A 17,793-nucleotide genomic window follows, 5' to 3' on the forward strand; every position below is an offset into this window, starting at 1 on the left:
CTTGCGTCGGTGACACCGAAGTTGTTCTTTCAAAAGCAACAATAAGGGTGTGACTTATGACGGTTGGTAATGTGCGCAAACGCATCTGGGGTTGGTACTTTTTTGACTGGGCCAGCCAGCCCTTTGCGACCCTGTTGATCACCTTTATTTTCGGGCCGTACATAAAAGAAATACTAAAGGATGGCGCGCAGGCCCAAGCCGTTTGGGGCTTTGGCGTGGGCGCCGCCGGGATCGCGATTGCCATCCTTGCACCGATTCTCGGGGCGATGGCGGATACCACCGGAAATCGGGGTCGCTGGATCTGGGGCTTCTCGGTGATGTACGTGCTGGGGTCCTATGGCCTGTGGTACGCGCATCCTGATCACTTCAATCTGGCGCTGGTGATGACCAGCTTTGCCGTCGGCATGATCGGGATGGAGTTCGCGACGATCTTCACCAACTCGATGCTGCCTGATCTGGGCCCTCGCGAAGAGGTGGGCAAGATTTCCGGCAACGGTTGGGCCTTTGGCTATGTGGGCGGGCTGCTGGCGCTGATCATCATGCTGGCGTTCTTTGCCGACAGTCCGGTGACGGGAAAGACGTTCATCGGCCTTGATCCGGTGTTCGGTCTGGATGCCGCCACCCGAGAAGGGACGCGTGCCGTGGGGCCGCTGACCGCCATCTGGTACGTGGTGTTCATGATCCCGTTCTTTCTGTTCGTCCGTGATCCCAAGGCGAAAAAGGCCCCCAAAGGCGCCATCCGCGCCGCGCTGAACGATCTGGGCCGCACCCTGAAGGGCCTGCCCCAGCACCCGTCCCTGAGCGCGTATCTGGCGTCCTCAATGCTGTATCGAGACGCGCTGAACGGGATGTACGTGTTCGGCGGCATCTATGCGGCGGGCGTTCTGGGCTGGAGCGTGCAGCAAACCGGCATTTTCGGGTTGGTCTCGATCATCTTTGGGGCGCTGTTTGCGTGGCTTGGCGGCAAGATGGACATGCGGTTCGGGCCGCGTCCGGTGATTGTCGGCTCCATTCTGGCGCTGGTTGCTGTGTCGTTCCTGACGGTGATGATTTCCCGAGATGCAGTGCTGTTCATGCCTGTGGCCGAAGGGTCCAAGCTGCCCGATCTCGCGTTCATGTTTGTGGGCGCGGTGATCGGTGCGGCGGGCGGTATCCTGCAATCGGCCAGCCGCACGATGCTGGTCCGTCAGGCCAACCCCGCCCGCATGACCGAGGCGTTCGGCCTCTATGCGCTGGCGGGCAAGGCGACCAGCTTTATCGCGCCTTTGTCGATTGGTATTGCCACTCACATAACGGGTAGCCAGCAAATCGGGGTCAGCCCTCTGATTGTGCTTTTTCTGGCGGGTCTCTTCCTGATACGCTTTGTCGCGAAAGACGGAGATCCCCAAGCATGGTCAAACGCCTCGTAAAATTCGTTCTGGTTCTGACGCTGGCCGCTTGCGGCGGTGCGCCCAAGCCGCCCTCGGCTGAAATGAGGGCGCAATCTGTGGCCTTTATGAACGGCCCCGCCGAAGGGGTTGATGTGAACCAGCTGGCCAAACAGGCGTTCGGCGCCGAGAAGGTCGCCTCTGGTGCACCCATCGCGCCGTTCGGGTCCTATGCCAAGGGCTGCGTGTCGGGGGCAGAGCAACTGCCCGAAACCGGCCCCACATGGCAGGCGATGCGCCTGTCGCGGAACCGGAACTGGGGCCACCCTGAGCTGGTGGATTTCATCAAGACCCTCAGTGCCAAGGCCGCCCGCATGCCCGGTTGGAACGGCATCTATGTGGGCGACATGTCCCAGCCCCGTGGCGGCCCGATGACCAGCGGTCACGCCAGCCACCAAATGGGTCTGGACGCGGATATCTGGATGCTGCCCGCAACCCGCCTGAACCTGACAGCGGCAGAGCGGGAAAGCATTTCCTCGATTTCCCTGCGCAAGAATGACGGGGCCTACACCAACAGCAACTGGACCCAGCAGCATCACGACCTGATCAAGGCCGCCGCCCAAGACCCGCGCACCGCCCGGATCTTTGTCTTCCCCGGGGCCAAGGTCGCCATGTGCAAGGCCGAAAAGGGCGATCGCAGCTGGCTGCGCAAAGTGCGTCCTTGGTGGGGTCATCACTACCATTTCCATGTGCGCCTGACCTGTCCGGCCGGAGCCGTGGGCTGCGTGAACCAAGACCCGCCCCCCGCAGGCGATGGCTGTGACGAGGCGCAGACCTGGGTGAACAACATCCTGAACCCGCCGCCGCCGAACCCGAACGCGCCCAAACCCCAGCCCAAACGGGAACTGCGCGTGGCTGATCTGCCCGGCCAGTGTGCCGCCATCCTCTCGCCCCGTTAACGCGCCGTTAACCAAAGGAGAACTTGCCATAAGGGGTCGATTCCCCTTATGCGCGGTCCGTTCGCCCCATCGTGGGCGCGAGTTGCCGTCACCTTCGACAAAAAACGGACCGACATCATGAACCGTATCCTACCTGGCGTGATCGCCATGGCAGCCGTTGTGGTTGCCTCGAATATCCTCGTTCAATTCCTGATCCTCGATGGTCTGCTGACCTGGGGGGCGTTCACCTATCCTGTGGCGTTTCTGGTCACCGACCTGATGAACCGTTTCTACGGCGCGGCTGCGGCGCGCAAAGTGGTTCTGGCCGGCTTTGTCACGGGCATCATCTGCTCGCTGATTGGAAGTCAGGTTATGCTAGAGTTCGGTCCCGCCGTGCCCTTGCGGATTGGTGTGGCGTCGGGGATCGCGTTCCTGATCGCGCAGATGCTGGATATCAGCGTGTTCGACCGTCTGCGCCGTGGGATCTGGTGGAAAGCGCCGCTGGCCTCGACCGTCGTGGGGTCGATCGTGGACACTGCCTTGTTTTTCAGCATCGCTTTTTCGGGGTCGATCAGCTTTGGGGCTGAGGCCGATTCTGCGACCGCTTGGGCGTTGGATTCTATGCCTTTTATGACCTTTGGGGCGGATCAGCCGCTGTGGGTGTCTTTGGCCGTTGCTGACTGGATGGTCAAATTTGCCGTCGCTTTGATCGCTCTCGTCCCGTTTCGGATGATTACCGGAAAGTTGAACGCGACTATCCAATAATTCTTTTTGACTTCACAACAAACTGTGCCACCCTTCTTGTTAGGAGCAACATATTGAAAGGAGGTGGTCCAGTGTCGAGAAAGGTATTGGAGCGAGGTGTCGGGACAATTGGGGGATTTTTCGTCTGAGGCAGCCCTTGGGCGCTAGATCACCCTAGTTGGCGACGGCCTAACCGGCCCGCCTCCTGGACTTTCGGAGGGCCCCCGTAGCTTCTGCGGCGGCCCTTTTCCTTTGTCGTTTGCCATGTCTGGTTTCCGTATGGCAAACGTATGGCTCGCGTCATGACACGAAGGGATGCCCCGTGCTGAGGGTTAACGATTTCATAACCATTCAGGACTGGGAACTGACCGAGCAGTTCTCGCGCAGTTCCGGCCCCGGCGGGCAGAACGTGAACAAGGTGTCAACGGCGGTCGAACTGCGGTTCGAGGCCGAGCGCAGCCCCAACCTGCCGGACCCCGTCAAACGCCGATTGAAGAAACTGGCAGGCCGCCGCTGGACACTGGACGGGGCGCTGATCCTGCGGGTCGAAGACACCCGTTCCCAAGCGCGCAACCGCGAGATCGCGCGCGAACGGTTAACAGACCTGATCGTCAAATCCCTCGAGGCCCCCAAACGCCGCATCCCCACCAAGCCCACCAAAGGCTCTGTCCGCCGCCGCCTCGAAGAGAAGAAGCAGCGGGGGGAGGTTAAGGCGCTTAGGGGGAAGGTGGAGTGATCAAAATTAATTTGGCAGTTCAATAAGCCCGCTATACCGAGAAATAGAGTACTCTTTACGTGCTACCTCACTGATCTGCTCCGGTGGTTTGCCTAGTAGACGCTTGGGAGAGGCTCTGCTGACGAGTACATTTATCATTTCGTTGGCTTCAGTTCTCAGCGCAGCGTCGTCTTTCAAGATTGCCGCCTGCAACTTGAAAAAAGCGATCGTTTCGTAAGGTTCCCACCATGGAAAATTTTCACTCGCTAATTCTTTTGAGAGAGATTTTTCTAAGATGAATTGCAAGGTCTCTTCAAAGTCGATTTGCAGAAGTTCTGCGGGTAGCTTCTCTGAGATCACCATTTCAGCAGCCAATGAGTAATAAAAACTATTGTAAGCCTGAACGTAGGCACTGATTGTTGACGACTGCTGAAGGCCTATTTCACGGACATTCTTCGGCATACGATCAAATTTATTCAGTCCATTCTCAACTGTACTTCGTGCAAGTTTAATCTTGGCGAGTGCTTCTTTACGTTCCTCGTCTGAAGTGGGAGTTTCAGATTCGAGAATTTTTCGTAAAGTAGTTTCATAACTGAGGTAAAGGGCGAAGCTGTATTCAGTGAACGCAATAAGCACAGTTCTAGCTTCAAACGCATCAAACATGCTGTCGATATTCGATTTCATGCTTATTTGAAGGTCTTGGCGAATAAAGCCATACAAAGCACTTCCTGCTATCAGAACTAAACCGAGAATGCCTACAACAGCACCTAAGAGTTGTGTGAAATAGTCATTAAGAAATTGACCGCGTAAAGACTGCCAGATCTGGATGTAAGCCGGATTGTCGTAGTCTGGTACAATTGTCGCAATTGCAGTTGAACCAATTGCAAATGCTAGAAAAAGAATAGCAGCTAGGACAAGCAATCCGCAGGCGATCAGTATTCCTGTTTTCGAAGAAATCATACCACAACCTCTCTTCTAATCTGCTCCCCAACCCCGAACACGCGCTTGTATCGCTCGATTTCGGCCGAGGGGCCCATCGCTTTTTCGGGGTTGTCCGAGAGTTTGACCGTCGGGCGGCCGTTGGCGCTGACGGCTTTGCACACCAATGAGAACGGGGCGAGGGCGTCGTCCGGCGCCAGCCCCCGGAAGTCGTTGGTCAGGAGTGTGCCCCAGCCAAAGCTGACGCGGACGCGGCCGGCGAATTGGGCGGACAGGGCCTCGATCTGGTCCACGTCGAGGCCGTCCGAGAAGATCACCAGTTTCCGGGTGGGGTCCTCGCCCCGCTCCTGCCACCAGCGGATGGCGGTTTCGGCGCCCGAGGCGGGGTCTCCGCTGTCGATGCGGATGCCGGTCCAGCCTGCCAGCCAGTCGGGGGCGCGTTTGAGGAAGCCTGACGTGCCGTAGGTGTCGGGCAGGATGATGCGCAGGTTGCCGTCGTGTTCCTCGTGCCAGTCGGCCAGCACCTGATAGGGGGCCTGCGCCAGTTCGGCGTCGGTTTCGGCCAGCGCGGCGTAGACCATGGGCAGTTCGTGGGCGTTGGTGCCGATGGCCTCGATGTCGCGGCGCATGGCGATCAGGCAGTTGGAGGTGCCGATGAAACGGGGGCCCAGACCCTCCATCATGGCTTGGACGCACCAGTCCTGCCAGAGGTGCGAGTGGCGGCGGCGGGTGCCGAAGTCGGCGATTTTCAGGTCGGGGATGCGGCGCAGGTGTTCCAGTTTTTCCCAGAGTTTGGTCATGGCGCGGGCGTAGAGGACCTGCAGTTCGAACTTGCCCATGCGGTTCAGGACGGCGCGGCCGCGGAGTTCCATCAAGACGGCGAGGGCGGGGATTTCCCAGAGCATGACCTCGGGCCAGGAGCCTTCGAAGGTCAGTTCGTACTGGCCGTTGATTTTCTCGAGGTGGTAGGGGGGGAGGCGCAGGTTCTCGAACCATTCCATGAAGTCGGGGCGGAACATCTGGCGCTTGCCGTAGAACATGTTGCCGCGCAGCCATGTGGATTCCCCGCGGGACAGGGACAGGCTGCGGATGTGGTCCAGCTGTTCGCGCAGCTCGCCTTCGTCGATCAGTTCGGCAAGGCGGACTTTGTCAGAGCGGTTGATGAGGCTGAATTCGACGCGGGTGTCCGGTTTGTTGCGGAACACCGATTGGCACATCAGAAGTTTGTAGAAATCCGTGTCGATCAGAGACCGGACGATGGGGTCGATCTGCCACTTGTGGTTATAGACGCGGGTTGCGATGTCCATGCTGCGGGCCCCTTCCGGTCGCGGTAACAGGACAGGTGTACGCTAGGGGCCCGTTGGTATCAAAGCTGTTTTTCGGTCTCGTGCGGTTCCAGAAGGACCTTGTTCAGAAGCTCCAGCAGTTCGGCCTTGCGGACGGGTTTGGTCAGGAAGTCGTCCATGCCAGCGTCAATGCAGCGGTCGCGGTCGTCCTTTTGGGCGTTGGCGGTGAGCGCGATGATATAGGGCTGCTGGCCCCCAAGGGCGCGGATCTGGCGGGTGGCCTCTAGCCCGTCGATGTTGGGCATCTGCATGTCCATCAGGATCAGGCCGGGACGGGAGGCGGCAAAGGTTTCCACGGCCTCTTGGCCGTCCTCGGCAAAGAGGAGGGTCGCGCCGCAGCTATCCAGAAACTTCTTCATCAGCATCCGGTTGGTGGCGTTATCCTCGGCGACCATGATGGTGTGGCCGGTCAGGGTGGGCACAGGGGCCGCTGCGGGGGCAGGGGCGGGCTGCTGGGCGTCGGGGCGTTTGACGGCGCAGGGGACGGGCAGGAACAGGCTGAAGCACGATCCCTGACCCTCGTGCGAGACGACGGTCAGATCGCCGCCCATCTCGCGGGCCAATTGCCGCGAGATCGCCAGCCCCAGACCGGTGCCGCCGAATTCCACCGAGGTCGTATCCTCGGCCTGCGCGTAATAGCCAAAGAGGCGGCGCATCCCGTCCTCGGAGATACCGATGCCGCTGTCGGTGACATCCACCGCAAAGCGGCAGGTGTTGGCGATGCGGTTGGTCTGAAGGGACACGGTGACGCCGCCCTCGCGGGTGAACTTGATGGCGTTGTCGATCAGGTTCACCAGAATCTGGCGGATGCGCCCTTCGTCGGCAAAGATCAGGGGCATGTCGTCGGGCAGGTCCAGCGTCAGAGACAGACCTTTGGCCTGCGCGCGGGGGCGCATAAGGCCATCAAGCTTGGCAAAGAAATCGGAGACCGAGAAAACGGTCGGAATGATCTTGAGCTTGCCAGCCTCGAGCTTGGACAGGTCGAGGATGTCGTTGACGATCCGCAAGAGCGACTGAGCGGAGTCCTGAAGCGCGGCGACGTATTCGGTGGACTCGGGGTCCAGATGTTTCTCGGCCAAGAGGTCGGTCAGGCCCACGATGGCATTCATGGGCGTGCGGATTTCATGGCTGGTGGTGGCCAGAAACTGGGTCTTGGCGGCTTCGCTGCGCTCGGCCTTGCGCTTGGCTTGGGCCAGCTCTGCCTCGGCGATTTTGGCGGTGGTGATGTCACGCTCGATCGCGACCATGCCGCCCGGACTGGTGGGGCTGGCGGGCAGGGGCACGAGGTTGGTTTCCACCCAGAAGGGATCGCCGCCCTTGGTGTAGTTCTGGATCTGGACGCGCAGAGAGGACCCGGTGGCGGCGGCATGCTCGATGCGGGCCACAGTCTCGGACGAGGTCAGAGGGCCGTTCAGCAGCGATCCGGCCCGGCGGCCGTATGCCTCGTTCAAGGTGTAGCCAGTCAGCTTTTCAAAGGCCTCGTTGACCCATGTGATGCGGCCCATGGTGTCGAAGACGATGACGGAGTCGTTGGCGTTCTCGGCCACGGCGGCCAGCTGGCTGAGGTGCAGTTCGTTGCGGACGAGGCGCTGGTTGGCCTCGGTCAGGGACTGGTTGGCCTCTTGCGCGGTGGAGCGGTCGTTTTCCTGTTTGCGGAAGCTGACATCGGCAAAGTCGATGATCCGGTAGCCCACATAGACCAGCAACAGGACGCCCGCGGTTTCGTAGACCAGAATGGGCGAGCCCCAGAAATAGAGCCAGCGCATGGCCAGAATGCAGCACAGCGCGATGCCATAGATCGACAGGCGGGCATAGGTGGCCTTGGTGTTGAAGAACATGATCATCCCGGCATTCATCGCGGCCGCGAAGAGGTAGGTGATCAGGAACATGTCCACGGTTTCATATGGGCGTATGACCGCCGCAGCGATGACGACCGCCGAGAAAACGATGGACTGGAAGAAGGCGGTGATGATGCTGAAGCGGATCTCGGGCTCTAGCGCGCCGCCGCGTTCGATGCGTTTGACCGATTGGCCCAGCGAGATGGAGTCCAGCGCCTCGCCGATGCAGACGGCGATCGCGGCCACGGCGGCATAGGGCCATGAATAGGGGGCGAACAGCACCAGCGCCCCGAAGGCCCCAACAACCACGCGCAACGACAACAGGTCCGCGCGGCCACGGGCATAGCCTCGGAATTTGCCTGCGCCAGCGGGCAGGACGGGGGGAGTGGTGCGCGACGCGCCGGATGCGGTCATCTATTCCAAGTCTTTCACAGTATGGACCTGACAACCAAAGCACTAGAACAAGGGGCGAGCGTCGATCCTGTTAGCTCACGACCTTAACAGAGTTACGTGTCAGTTCTGATATGGCGCTTTGGAAAGATCCTTCCAGATCAATCGCTCGGCACGCAGGCAGATAAACTGTAACATCGAAACCCAGACGGGCCGCATCGAGTGCGGAGTAGGCTACGCAAAAGTCAGTTGCGAGTCCGGCTAACATGACCTTTTGCACATTCCGTGTGCGCAGGTAACCCTCAAGGCCGGTCGGGGTGGTGCGGTCATTCTCGAAAAACGCGGAGTAGCTGTCGATCTGCGGGCGGAAACCCTTGCGGATGATCAGGTCAGCGGGGTCCGTGTTCAGGTCAGGGTGAAAGGCGGCGCCTTGGGTCCCTTGGATGCAGTGGTCGGGCCACAGGACCTGCGTGCCATAGGGCATTTCGGTCGTGCTGAACGGTGCCGCGCCATCGTGCTGGCTGGCAAAGGACGCGTGGTCGGCGGGGTGCCAATCCTGCGTAAACACGCGCACGCCGTAATCGGGCAGCATGTCGTTGATCAGGGGCACGACCTCTTCTCCTGCGGGAACGGCAAGGGCCCCGCCAGTGCAGAAGTCGTTCTGAACGTCGATCACGATCAGCGCGGTATCAGGATATTGCATATCGTTTTGTCATCCCCTTTGATTTTCACGCTAGGACGCGTTCGGTGTCGCGTCAATCATCCCACTTGATACGACGGACACAGGGGAATAAGTGCACAGGCCATGTATTATATCGCTGCTCTCTATCAATTCACCCGTTTCGACGATCCTGCTGCCATTCAGGGGCCCTTGAAGGCTGTCTGTGATGCGGGGGATGTCAAAGGCTCGCTCTTGATCGCGCGCGAGGGGATCAACGGCACCATCGCCGGTCCGCGGGCCGGTCTGGACGCTGTGCTGGCCCATATCCGCAGCCTGCCCGGTTGCGCGGGGCTGGAGTGGAAAGAGGCCACCGCCGAGAAGGCGCCCTTTCCCCGCATGAAGGTGCGCCTGAAGAAAGAGATCGTGACCATGGGGCAGCCCGATGTGGACCCCACGGCCCACGTTGGCAACTACGTCGAGCCCGCCGAATGGAACGAGTTGATCCGCAGCCCCGATGTGGTGACCATCGACACCCGCAACGATTACGAGGTGGCGATCGGCACGTTCGAGGGCGCGATTGACCCGATGACCAAGACGTTCCGCGAATTCCCCCAGTGGTGGGAGGAAAACAAGGACCGCTTCCACAACAAGCGCGTGGCAATGTTCTGCACCGGCGGGATCCGCTGCGAGAAGTCGACGAACTTCCTCTTGGGTCAGGGTGTGCCAGAGGTGTACCACCTGAAGGGCGGCATTCTGCGCTACCTTGAGGAGATGCCCGAGGAAGAGAGCACGTGGCAGGGGGAATGCTTTGTGTTCGACGGGCGAGTGTCTGTGGGTCACGGGCTGAAAGAAGGCCCGCACGAGCTGTGCCACGCCTGCCGCCGCCCGATCCTGCCCGAGGATAAAGAGCGGGCCGAGTATGAGGCCGGTGTGAGCTGCCATCAGTGCGTAGGTGAAACCTCTGACGCCGACAAGGCGCGGTTCCGCGAGCGGCAGAAGCAGATGGCCCTGGCCCGTGAACGGGGCGAGACCCATCTGGGAACCCTGACGCTGGACGATTGAACTGGCTGGCAGCTTGGGCGTATTGGGGCGCGGCGGATGGTTCTGCCGCGCTTTTACTTTTTGGACTGTGACTGATGACTTACGCCCTGCCTGTGCTGCTGCTGATTGCCTCGAACGTGTTTATGACGGTGGCGTGGTACGGGCACCTGAAGTACCCCACCGCGCCGATCATTCCGGTGATCCTGATCAGCTGGGGCATTGCCTTGATCGAGTATTTTCTGGCGGTTCCGGCGAACCGGATCGGCCATGCGGTCTATTCCACGGCGCAGCTGAAGACCATTCAGGAGGTGATCTCCTTGGCGGTGTTCGCGGGGTTCTCGGTTCTGGTGCTGAAAGAGAGCCTGACGCTGAACCATCTGGTCGGGTTCGGGCTGATCGGGGTAGGGGCGTTCGTGATTTTCCGCGGGCCTTTCTGAAGCGTGGTTGGGGGCGCTGCCCCCTCTTGGCCTTTGGCCAATTCACCCCCGGGGTATTTGGACCAAGCTGAAGGTGGGCTTGTGTCAGGGGCCTGCGGGTGGGTAATCATGGCTGGATTTCTGGAATAAGCGAGGGGCTGGCATGGTCGAGGTTGTGGATGCGCTGGTGATCGGTGCGGGTCCGGCTGGGCTGATGGCAGCGGAGATGCTGGGCGCAGAGGGGCGGCGGGTTGTCGTGCTGGAGGCCAAGCCGAGCGTGGCGCGCAAGTTCCTGATGGCCGGTAAATCGGGGCTGAACATCACCAAGGACGAGGATTTCGGGGCGTTTGTGGCCGCCTATGGGGCGGGGGTGGAGCCTTTGGTTCCGGCGTTGCGCGATTTCGGGCCGGTGGAGGTGATGGGCTGGGCCGAGGATCTGGGCGTGCCGTTGTTTGTGGGCAGTTCGGGGCGGGTGTTTCCTAAGGTGATGAAGGCTTCGCCTTTGCTCAGGGCTTGGTTGCGGCGGCTGGAAGGCTACGGCGTTGAGGTTCGGGTGCGGCATCGTTGGGCCGGTTGGGATGGCGATGACGTGTTGGTCGATGGGCCTGAGGGGCGTGTTGTTATTCGGGCTGGCGTGACTGTGCTGGCGTGCGGCGGGGCGAGCTGGGCGCGGCTGGGTTCGGACGGTTCTTGGACGGAGCATGTGGGGGATGTGGCCCCGTTCCAGCCTGCGAACATGGGGTTTCTGGTCGATTGGTCCGAGCATATGGCCAAGCATTTCGGCGAGCCGGTAAAGGATGTCGCCCTGATCGCCGGAGATCAGGTGGAGCGCGGGGAATTCGTTGTATCGGCCCGTGGGGTCGAGGGTGGCGGGATTTACGCGGTGTCGCGGGCGGTGCGTGAGGGGGCTGAATTGCGCGTCGATCTGCTGCCGCATGTGTCGGTGGATGAAGTGCGCAAGCGTTTGGCGCGGGGCAAGGCGAAGGATTCGCTCGCCAACCGGCTGCGCAAGGGGCTGTCGATGCCTGCGGTGAAGGTGGCCTTGGTGCAGGAATTCGCGCGGCCCTTGCCCGATGATCTGGCGCCGGTGCTGAAGGGGTTGCCTTTGGCGTTGGTGGGGCCGCGTCCCTTGGACGAGGCGATTTCGGTGGCGGGTGGGCTGCGGTTCAGTGCGCTGGACAGCAATCTGATGCTGCGGGACCGGCCCGGCGTGTTTGCTTGCGGAGAGATGCTGGATTGGGAGGCCCCGACGGGCGGCTATCTGCTGACCGCGTGTCTGGCCAGTGGGCGCTGGGCGGGCTTGGCCGCCGCGCGATATTAACTAGCGGGTGTTCCCCAGCATCGTCAGGCGCAGGAGCGTCCGTTCAACCACGGCCATGTCGGGGGCGGTTTGGCCCGCAGAGCGCAGTTGCAAGTCCGTGTCCACCAGCATCCCGATGGCCATTTCCAGCTTTTGCACGCGCCAACGGCCGGCCTGACGCTCCAGCTTGGAGCGGCGGGGGCCGAAGACGGGTGGGCGCAGGGCGCCGATGCCCGCAGACACGCCGCCGGGGGCCGAGGACACCGCGTGCAGCGTTTTGAAATGCCGCAGGGCAAAGATCATCAGCTCGGTCGGCTTGGTGCCTTGGGCCTCGAGCCGCCGCATGACGGGGCCGAGTTTTTGCTGCTGGCCCTCGGCGACGATATCGAGCACGTCATCAATCGCGGCCTCGGTCGAGGCGGGGGCGCAGGCGGTGATATCGGCGGCCGTCAGGGGCGAGGTGTCGCCATATTTGTACAGGGACAGCTTCTGCACGGTTTGCCGGAAATCGCCGGGTTCCAGCGTTTGGGCTAGGGCAACCAACCCGTCCATCGCATCGCGGTCGGGGATCGCCAGACCGGATTCGCGCACGATGCCTTCGATTTCATCGCGGCCCGGAGGGTCGTTGTAGATGCCAAGGGCATAGGCCTGCGGGTGGCTTTCGAACACTTTGCGCAGGGCGGATTTGGCGGTCAGTTGGCCAGCGGTCACGACCAGAACCGCATCACCCGGGCGCCAGCCGTTCAGGGCGGCGTCGATGGGCTTGGCGCAGGTGTCTGTCGCGTCCTCGACGAACACGCAGCGTTGACCGGGGAAAAACCCCTGTTCTTTCAAAGCGTCGAACAGCAGGGCGCCGTCTTTGCGCACGTCGGCCCCTTGGATGCGGTTCAGGCGCATTTCGCCTTCGCCCTCGGGGCCAATGAGATTTGCGATGATCTGGATGCGCCGGTCGGCAACACGCATGGCGTCCGCGCCGAACAGCAGAATCCCCGGCCGCGACGGGTCGGGGCGCGCGATGTAACCAAGGGAATCGCGCGGCGACAGCTTCATTTCAGGCGCGTGGCCTCGGCGGTCAGGCGGGCGACGGTCAGGTCGGCCAGCTGGGTCATCAGACGTTCCATCGCATCGGTCTGCGCGGCTTGGGTCGCCACGGTCGAGCCGGTCGCGGAATAGCCGGTAAAGGCGGTCACGGTGCCGTGGGCCAGCGCGCCGTCGCTGCCGGTGCGGCGCACGGAATAGGTGGCCTTGCCCGCCAGCATATAGCGGCTGGTGGTCTGGTCCGAGGTGATGCCCATCGCCTTGCGCTCGATATCGAGGGTGTAGTCCAGCTCCAGATCACCGGTGGTGGTCAGGCCGATACGCTCCTCGAAGCGGCGGACAAACAGATAGTCCGTCCGCGTCTTGGGTTCGCGCGCCCGCAGGCGCCCGAACAGCGACTGCGCCGCCCCGCCCGGCGCGAGAGAGGGCTTCAGCCCGCAACCCGCCAAGGCGAGGGAAAGAGCCGCGCCAACAACAAAGGAGCGGCGGGTCAGGTTAAACGACGACATTGACGATCCGTCCCGGCACAACGATCAGTTTCTTGGGTGCAGCGCCGTCCAGCGCTTTGACCACAGCTTCGTGTGCCAGAACCAGCTTTTCAACCTCTTCCTTGGGCAGATCTTTGGCAACGACCAGTTCGCCTTTGCGCTTGCCGTTGATCTGGATGGGAAGGGTCACAGTGTCCTCGACCAGCATGGCGGCATCCGCCACGGGCCAAGCCGCCTGAGCGATCAGACCTTCGCCCCCCAGCATCGACCAGATTTCCTCGGCCAGGTGCGGGGTCATGGGCGACATCAGCTGCGCTAGGGTCTTGGCAGCGGCACGCTTTGCCTCGCCGCCTGCCTTGGATTTGGACAGGGTGTTGGTGAAACCGTACAGCTTCGCGATCGAGGCGTTGAAGCCAAAGCTTTCGACACCGGCGGTCACGTCGTGGATGGCCTTGTGCATCTCGCGCAGCAGGGCTTCGTCCTGATCGGTCGCGGGGGTCTGGTCCTCGGCGGCTTCGGCGGCAATGCGCCAGACGCGGCCAAGGTGCTTGTATGTGGCTTCGGCGCCAGCGGCGGTCCATTCCACGTCACGCTCGGGCGGGCTGTCGGACAGCATGAACCAACGGGCGGTGTCCGCGCCAAAGGTCTCGATGATCGCCAGCGGGTCCACGACGTTGTTCTTGGACTTCGACATCTTGGCCGAGGGCACAACCTCGACCTCGGCACCGCCGTCTTTCAGCACAACCTTGCCGCCAACGGTCTCGACCTCTTCGGGGTAGTGATAGACGGGGCGGCCATCGGCGCCGGTGGTCTTGTAGATCGCGTGGGTCACCATGCCTTGGGTGAACAGGGCGTTGAACGGCTCTTTCGACTTCTCCGGCAGGTGGCCGGTGATGTTCATCGCACGGGCAAAGAAGCGCGAATACAGCAGGTGCAGAATCGCGTGCTCGATGCCGCCGATGTACTGGTCGACGTTCATCCAGTATTCCGCCTCGCTCGCATCGGTGGGCGTGGTCGCGCGGGGCGCGGTAAAGCGGGCAAAGTACCACGAGCTGTCCACAAAGGTGTCCATGGTGTCGGTCTCGCGGCGCGCAGGCGCACCACAGGACGGACATTCACAGTTGCGCCAAGTGGGGTGACGGTCCAGCGGGTTGCCGGGCACGTCAAAGGTCACGTCGTCGGGCAACTGAACGGGCAGGTTCTCTTTCTTCTCGGGGACAACACCGCACGCCTCGCAGTGCACCACGGGAATCGGGCAGCCCCAGTAGCGCTGACGGGATAGACCCCAGTCGCGCAGACGGAACTTGGTCACGCCGTGGCCAACCCCTTGCGATTCGCAGAAATCGACGGCCGCATCGACAGCCTCTTCGCCGGTCTGAACCTCGGCGCCGCAGAACCCGCGGACATAGCGGACCTTCTCCGACTTCATCGGAACGAATGCGCTTTCACCTTTGTAAAAATACTCATCGGCACTGTCAGCGGCCACATCTTCGGGCACGAAAACAGGGGCGATGGGCAGGTCATACTTGGTGGCGAATTCGAAATCGCGCTGGTCGTGGGCGGGGCAGCCGAAAATCGCGCCGGTGCCGTAATCCATCAGGATGAAGTTCGCGATATAGATCGGCAGTTCCCACGAGGTGTCGAAGGGATGGCGCACGGTCAGGCCGGTGTTGAAGCCACGCTTCTCGGCTTTTTCCAGTTCTTCTTCGCTGGTGCCCATGCGGCGGCATTCCTCGCAGAAGGCGGCCAGTTCGGCGTTGTCCTCGGCCAGATGCTTGGCCAGCGGGTGGTCGGGCGAAATGCCCATAAAGCTGGCACCCAGCAGGGTGTCGGGACGGGTGGTGTAGACCTCGATGCGGTCGAACCCGTCGGGCGCGTCCACGGTCGAGAAGGCAAACTGCAGACCGCGCGACTTGCCGATCCAGTTGGCCTGCATGGTTTTCACCTTGGCGGGCCAGTTATCCAGCGTGTCCAGCGCGCTCAGCAGCTCGTCCGAGTATTCGCTGATCTTGAAGAACCACTGGGTCAGTTCGCGGCGCTCGACCAAGGCACCCGAACGCCAGCCGCGGCCGTTTTCCACCTGTTCGTTCGCCAGAACGGTCATGTCGACCGGGTCCCAGTTCACGACGGCGTTCTTGCGGTAAACAAGGCCCGCTTCCAGCATATCAAGGAACAGCGCCTGCTGCTGGCCATAGTATTCGGGGTCACAGGTGGCGAACATGCGCGACCAGTCCAGACCAAAGCCCAGAGGCTTCATCTGGTTTACCATGGTGTCGATGTTGCTGTAGGTCCAATCCTTGGGGTGGCCATTCGACGCCATCGCCGCGTTTTCCGCAGGCATCCCGAAGGCGTCAAAGCCCATGGGGTGCAGAACATTGTGGCCGGTCGACAGCTTGTAGCGGGCGATCACGTCACCCATGGTGTAGTTGCGCACGTGGCCCATGTGGATGCGCCCCGACGGATAGGGAAACATCTCGAGCACATAGTACTTGGGCTTGTCCGCGCTGCGCTGCGCGGTAAAGACACCGGCCTCTTCCCAGGCCTTTTGCCACTTGGCTTCGATCTCGTTAGCGGAATAGCGCGACATCTCGTGGTCCCCGATCATGCATTACTTGCGCGGGGTGATAGGCTTGTGCGGCCTTTTGGTCCAGAGGGAGGCAGCTTTTTTACTGATTTACCGTTGTTTTCAAGTATGGCATCTGGCTATCAGTGATTGCGGCAAAATTGTGTTAGTGTACTTGGAATGGACCTTTTATTTATTCACAACAACTTCCCCGGACAGTTCAAGCATCTGGCCCCCGCCTTGGCGGCAAAAGGGCACCGTGTGCTGGCGCTGACCCCGCGTGTGGATCGCCCCACGAAATGGGAAGGTGTGCAGATCGTTCCTTACCAGATTGTCGCCCCCAAGGCGCAGCAGGTCCATTCGTGGCTGCTGGACATGGACACCAAGCTTCACCGTGCCGAGGGCGCCTATCGCGCCGCGGTCGAGCTGAAGAAGCAGGGCTTTAACCCCGCAGCAGTGATTGCGCATCCCGGTTGGGGCGAATCCCTGTTCATGAAGGATGTGTGGCCGAACGCGCGACTCGGTCTGTTCTGCGAGCTGTATTATCAGGCGTCTGACGGCGGTCTGGGATTCGATCCCGAATTCCCCGCCCGCGAGAATGCGACAGAGCCGCTGCGCATCCGCATGAAAAACCTGAACAACCGTCTTCACCACGAGGTGATGGATGCGGGCATCTGCCCGACGCGGTTCCAGCTGTCGACCTATCCCGACGCGCTGAAAACCAAGATCACCATTTCCCACGATGGAATCGATACGGACGCCATTCGTCCGAATCCCGAGGCACGACTCGAGATCGCCGGTCTGTCCCTGACCAAAGAGGACGAGGTGATCACCTTTGTGAACCGCAACCTCGAGCCCTATCGCGGATACCACATCTTTATGCGTGCCCTGCCCGAGCTGCTGAAGCGCCGTCCCAATGCGCAGGTTCTGATCGTGGGCGGGGACAGTGTTAGCTATGGTGCCGCTCCGCCGCGCGGGAAAACGTGGAAGCAGATCTTTATCGAGGAAGTGCGCGGCCAGATCCCCGATGCGGATTGGGCGCGGGTGCATTTTCTGGGCAAGATTCCCTATGACAAGTTCCTGACCATGCTTCAGGTGACCAGTGCCCACGTTTACCTGACCTATCCCTTCGTTCTGTCGTGGTCGATGATCGAGGCGATGGCTAGTGAGGCGCCAATCATCGCGAACGACGTCGCCCCTGTGAAAGAAGTGATTACGGACGGGCACAATGGCCTATTGGTCGATTTCTTTGACGGTGAGGGAATCGTGAATCAGGTCTGCCGCGTGCTCGAGGATTCGGAGCTGGCGGCGCGTCTGGGCAAAAACGCCCGCGATCTGGCTGTGGCCAAGTATGATCTGAAAACTGTCTGCCTGCCGTGCCAGCTGAACTGGATCGAAAATCTGATCGCCCGTCCGCGGACCGAGCCACACGATTGATATCTGGTCTGCGCCGGAAACAACAAAGGGGCCCGCGGGCCCCTTTTCTTTTGCCGTGATGGCAGGGGCTTAGAGCCCCAGTTCGGCTACGCGCAGCTGGCGGGCGCGGGTGAGAATCGCATCCTCGACCGCGCGCTGGGTGTCGATGCTGACCGGACCGCCCTGCGATTGCAGCGAGACATTCAACGAACGGGCGTCGAGCGCGCTGTCGGTCACATAGATCGTGGCGCGGTACGCGCGGCCACCGCCCGGAGGGGTGCCGTACCCGGTCGAGATCACGCCGGTGAAGGGGTCAATCGTCTCGATCGGCAGGAAATTCAGCACTTCGAGCGATGCGTTCCAGAGGAATCGGTTAACCTCGCCAACCTCTTTGCGGTCGGGCTTGATGAACATATTGAAGATGCTCGACCGTTTGGTCTCTACGCCCTGTTCCTGAAAGAACTCGTCGCGCGCATCGGTGGCGGATTTCTGGGAGGCGAACTTCCCGCACCCGGTCAGGGTGGTGCCCATTGCAAGGCTAATGAGGACAATTTTGGCCATCGCGCGGGTCATGCGGGCTCTCCTAGGCATTC

Annotated in this window: 16 protein-coding genes; 8 read left to right on the forward strand and 8 right to left on the reverse strand. The window is 61.2% G+C overall.

Annotated elements, in window-relative coordinates; translation table 11 throughout:
* Window positions 1–56 precede the first annotated feature (56 nt).
* The 4 genes from HJ536_RS04010 (at window position 57) to arfB (ending at window position 3,785) form a co-directional block, all read left to right on the forward strand.
* On the forward strand, window positions 57–1,409 hold the full coding sequence (locus HJ536_RS04010; protein ID WP_177156744.1) for an MFS transporter: 1,353 nt from the start codon (window positions 57–59) through the stop codon (window positions 1,407–1,409).
* A gap of 62 nt (window positions 1,410–1,471) precedes the next feature.
* Window positions 1,472–2,326 (forward strand): penicillin-insensitive murein endopeptidase, encoded by an 855-nt coding sequence (mepA, locus tag HJ536_RS04015; RefSeq protein ID WP_420811080.1) that lies wholly within the window; start codon window positions 1,472–1,474, stop codon window positions 2,324–2,326.
* Window positions 2,327–2,443: 117 nt separating this feature from the next.
* Entirely contained in the window at window positions 2,444–3,070 is a 627-nt protein-coding gene (locus tag HJ536_RS04020; RefSeq protein ID WP_177156746.1) for a queuosine precursor transporter, read from the forward strand.
* Window positions 3,071–3,371: 301 nt separating this feature from the next.
* Entirely contained in the window at window positions 3,372–3,785 is a 414-nt protein-coding gene (gene arfB, locus HJ536_RS04025) for an alternative ribosome rescue aminoacyl-tRNA hydrolase ArfB (protein WP_176852308.1), read from the forward strand.
* Between the two features lie 6 nt (window positions 3,786–3,791).
* On the opposite strand, the gene HJ536_RS04030 is transcribed toward arfB, so the two are convergent.
* From HJ536_RS04030 to pncA, 4 genes are all read right to left on the reverse strand, one after another.
* Entirely contained in the window at window positions 3,792–4,724 is a 933-nt protein-coding gene (locus HJ536_RS04030) for a hypothetical protein (protein WP_177156747.1), read from the reverse strand.
* A complete protein-coding gene (pncB, locus tag HJ536_RS04035; protein WP_177156748.1) occupies window positions 4,721–6,010 on the reverse strand; it encodes a nicotinate phosphoribosyltransferase in 1,290 nt (429 codons plus the stop codon). The genes HJ536_RS04030 and pncB overlap by 4 nt, the downstream gene beginning before the upstream one ends.
* 59 nt (window positions 6,011–6,069) lie before the next feature.
* A complete protein-coding gene (locus tag HJ536_RS04040) occupies window positions 6,070–8,301 on the reverse strand; it encodes a hybrid sensor histidine kinase/response regulator (RefSeq protein WP_177156749.1) in 2,232 nt (743 codons plus the stop codon).
* 70 nt (window positions 8,302–8,371) lie between these two features.
* Window positions 8,372–8,980, reverse strand: a complete 609-nt coding sequence (pncA, locus tag HJ536_RS04045) for a bifunctional nicotinamidase/pyrazinamidase (RefSeq protein ID WP_177156750.1) — start codon at window positions 8,978–8,980, stop codon at window positions 8,372–8,374.
* Window positions 8,981–9,082: 102 nt separating this feature from the next.
* On the opposite strand from pncA, the gene trhO reads away from it, so the two are divergent.
* The 3 genes from trhO to HJ536_RS04060 all read left to right on the forward strand — a co-directional run bounded on the left by trhO (window position 9,083) and on the right by HJ536_RS04060 (window position 11,716).
* On the forward strand, window positions 9,083–10,000 hold the full coding sequence (gene trhO / locus HJ536_RS04050) for an oxygen-dependent tRNA uridine(34) hydroxylase TrhO (protein ID WP_177156751.1): 918 nt from the start codon (window positions 9,083–9,085) through the stop codon (window positions 9,998–10,000).
* A gap of 74 nt (window positions 10,001–10,074) precedes the next feature.
* Window positions 10,075–10,416 (forward strand): DMT family protein, encoded by a 342-nt coding sequence (locus HJ536_RS04055; protein WP_176852301.1) that lies wholly within the window; start codon window positions 10,075–10,077, stop codon window positions 10,414–10,416.
* A gap of 142 nt (window positions 10,417–10,558) precedes the next feature.
* Window positions 10,559–11,716, forward strand: coding sequence for a TIGR03862 family flavoprotein (locus HJ536_RS04060; RefSeq protein ID WP_194245640.1), 1,158 nt, complete (start codon window positions 10,559–10,561; stop codon window positions 11,714–11,716).
* Here HJ536_RS04060 and holA read toward each other — a convergent pair whose 3' ends face one another.
* From holA to leuS, 3 genes are read right to left on the reverse strand one after another with little or no spacing between them, the layout of a single operon-like run.
* The gene (holA, locus tag HJ536_RS04065; RefSeq protein ID WP_177156752.1) at window positions 11,717–12,745 is read right to left on the reverse strand and encodes a DNA polymerase III subunit delta; all 1,029 of its coding nucleotides are present in this window, start codon (window positions 12,743–12,745) and stop codon (window positions 11,717–11,719) included.
* Window positions 12,742–13,242 carry an LPS assembly lipoprotein LptE gene (gene lptE, locus HJ536_RS04070; protein WP_177156753.1) on the reverse strand — a complete coding sequence of 167 codons (501 nt, stop codon included), beginning with the start codon at window positions 13,240–13,242 and terminating at the stop codon, window positions 12,742–12,744. Before lptE ends, holA begins: the two co-directional genes overlap by 4 nt.
* Window positions 13,229–15,808, reverse strand: a complete 2,580-nt coding sequence (gene leuS, locus HJ536_RS04075; protein WP_177156754.1) for a leucine--tRNA ligase — start codon at window positions 15,806–15,808, stop codon at window positions 13,229–13,231. The genes lptE and leuS overlap by 14 nt, the downstream gene beginning before the upstream one ends.
* 156 nt (window positions 15,809–15,964) lie before the next feature.
* Between leuS and HJ536_RS04080 the strand changes: the two genes are divergently transcribed.
* Complete coding sequence (locus HJ536_RS04080) at window positions 15,965–17,221, forward strand: glycosyltransferase (protein WP_177156755.1); 1,257 nt, start codon at window positions 15,965–15,967, stop codon at window positions 17,219–17,221.
* A gap of 69 nt (window positions 17,222–17,290) precedes the next feature.
* Here HJ536_RS04080 and HJ536_RS04085 read toward each other — a convergent pair whose 3' ends face one another.
* Complete coding sequence (locus HJ536_RS04085; RefSeq protein WP_228028618.1) at window positions 17,291–17,773, reverse strand: DUF3576 domain-containing protein; 483 nt, start codon at window positions 17,771–17,773, stop codon at window positions 17,291–17,293.
* Window positions 17,774–17,793: the final 20 nt, after the last annotated feature.

Source organism: Donghicola mangrovi (assembly GCF_013377535.1).
Lineage (GTDB): Bacteria > Pseudomonadota > Alphaproteobacteria > Rhodobacterales > Rhodobacteraceae > Donghicola > Donghicola mangrovi.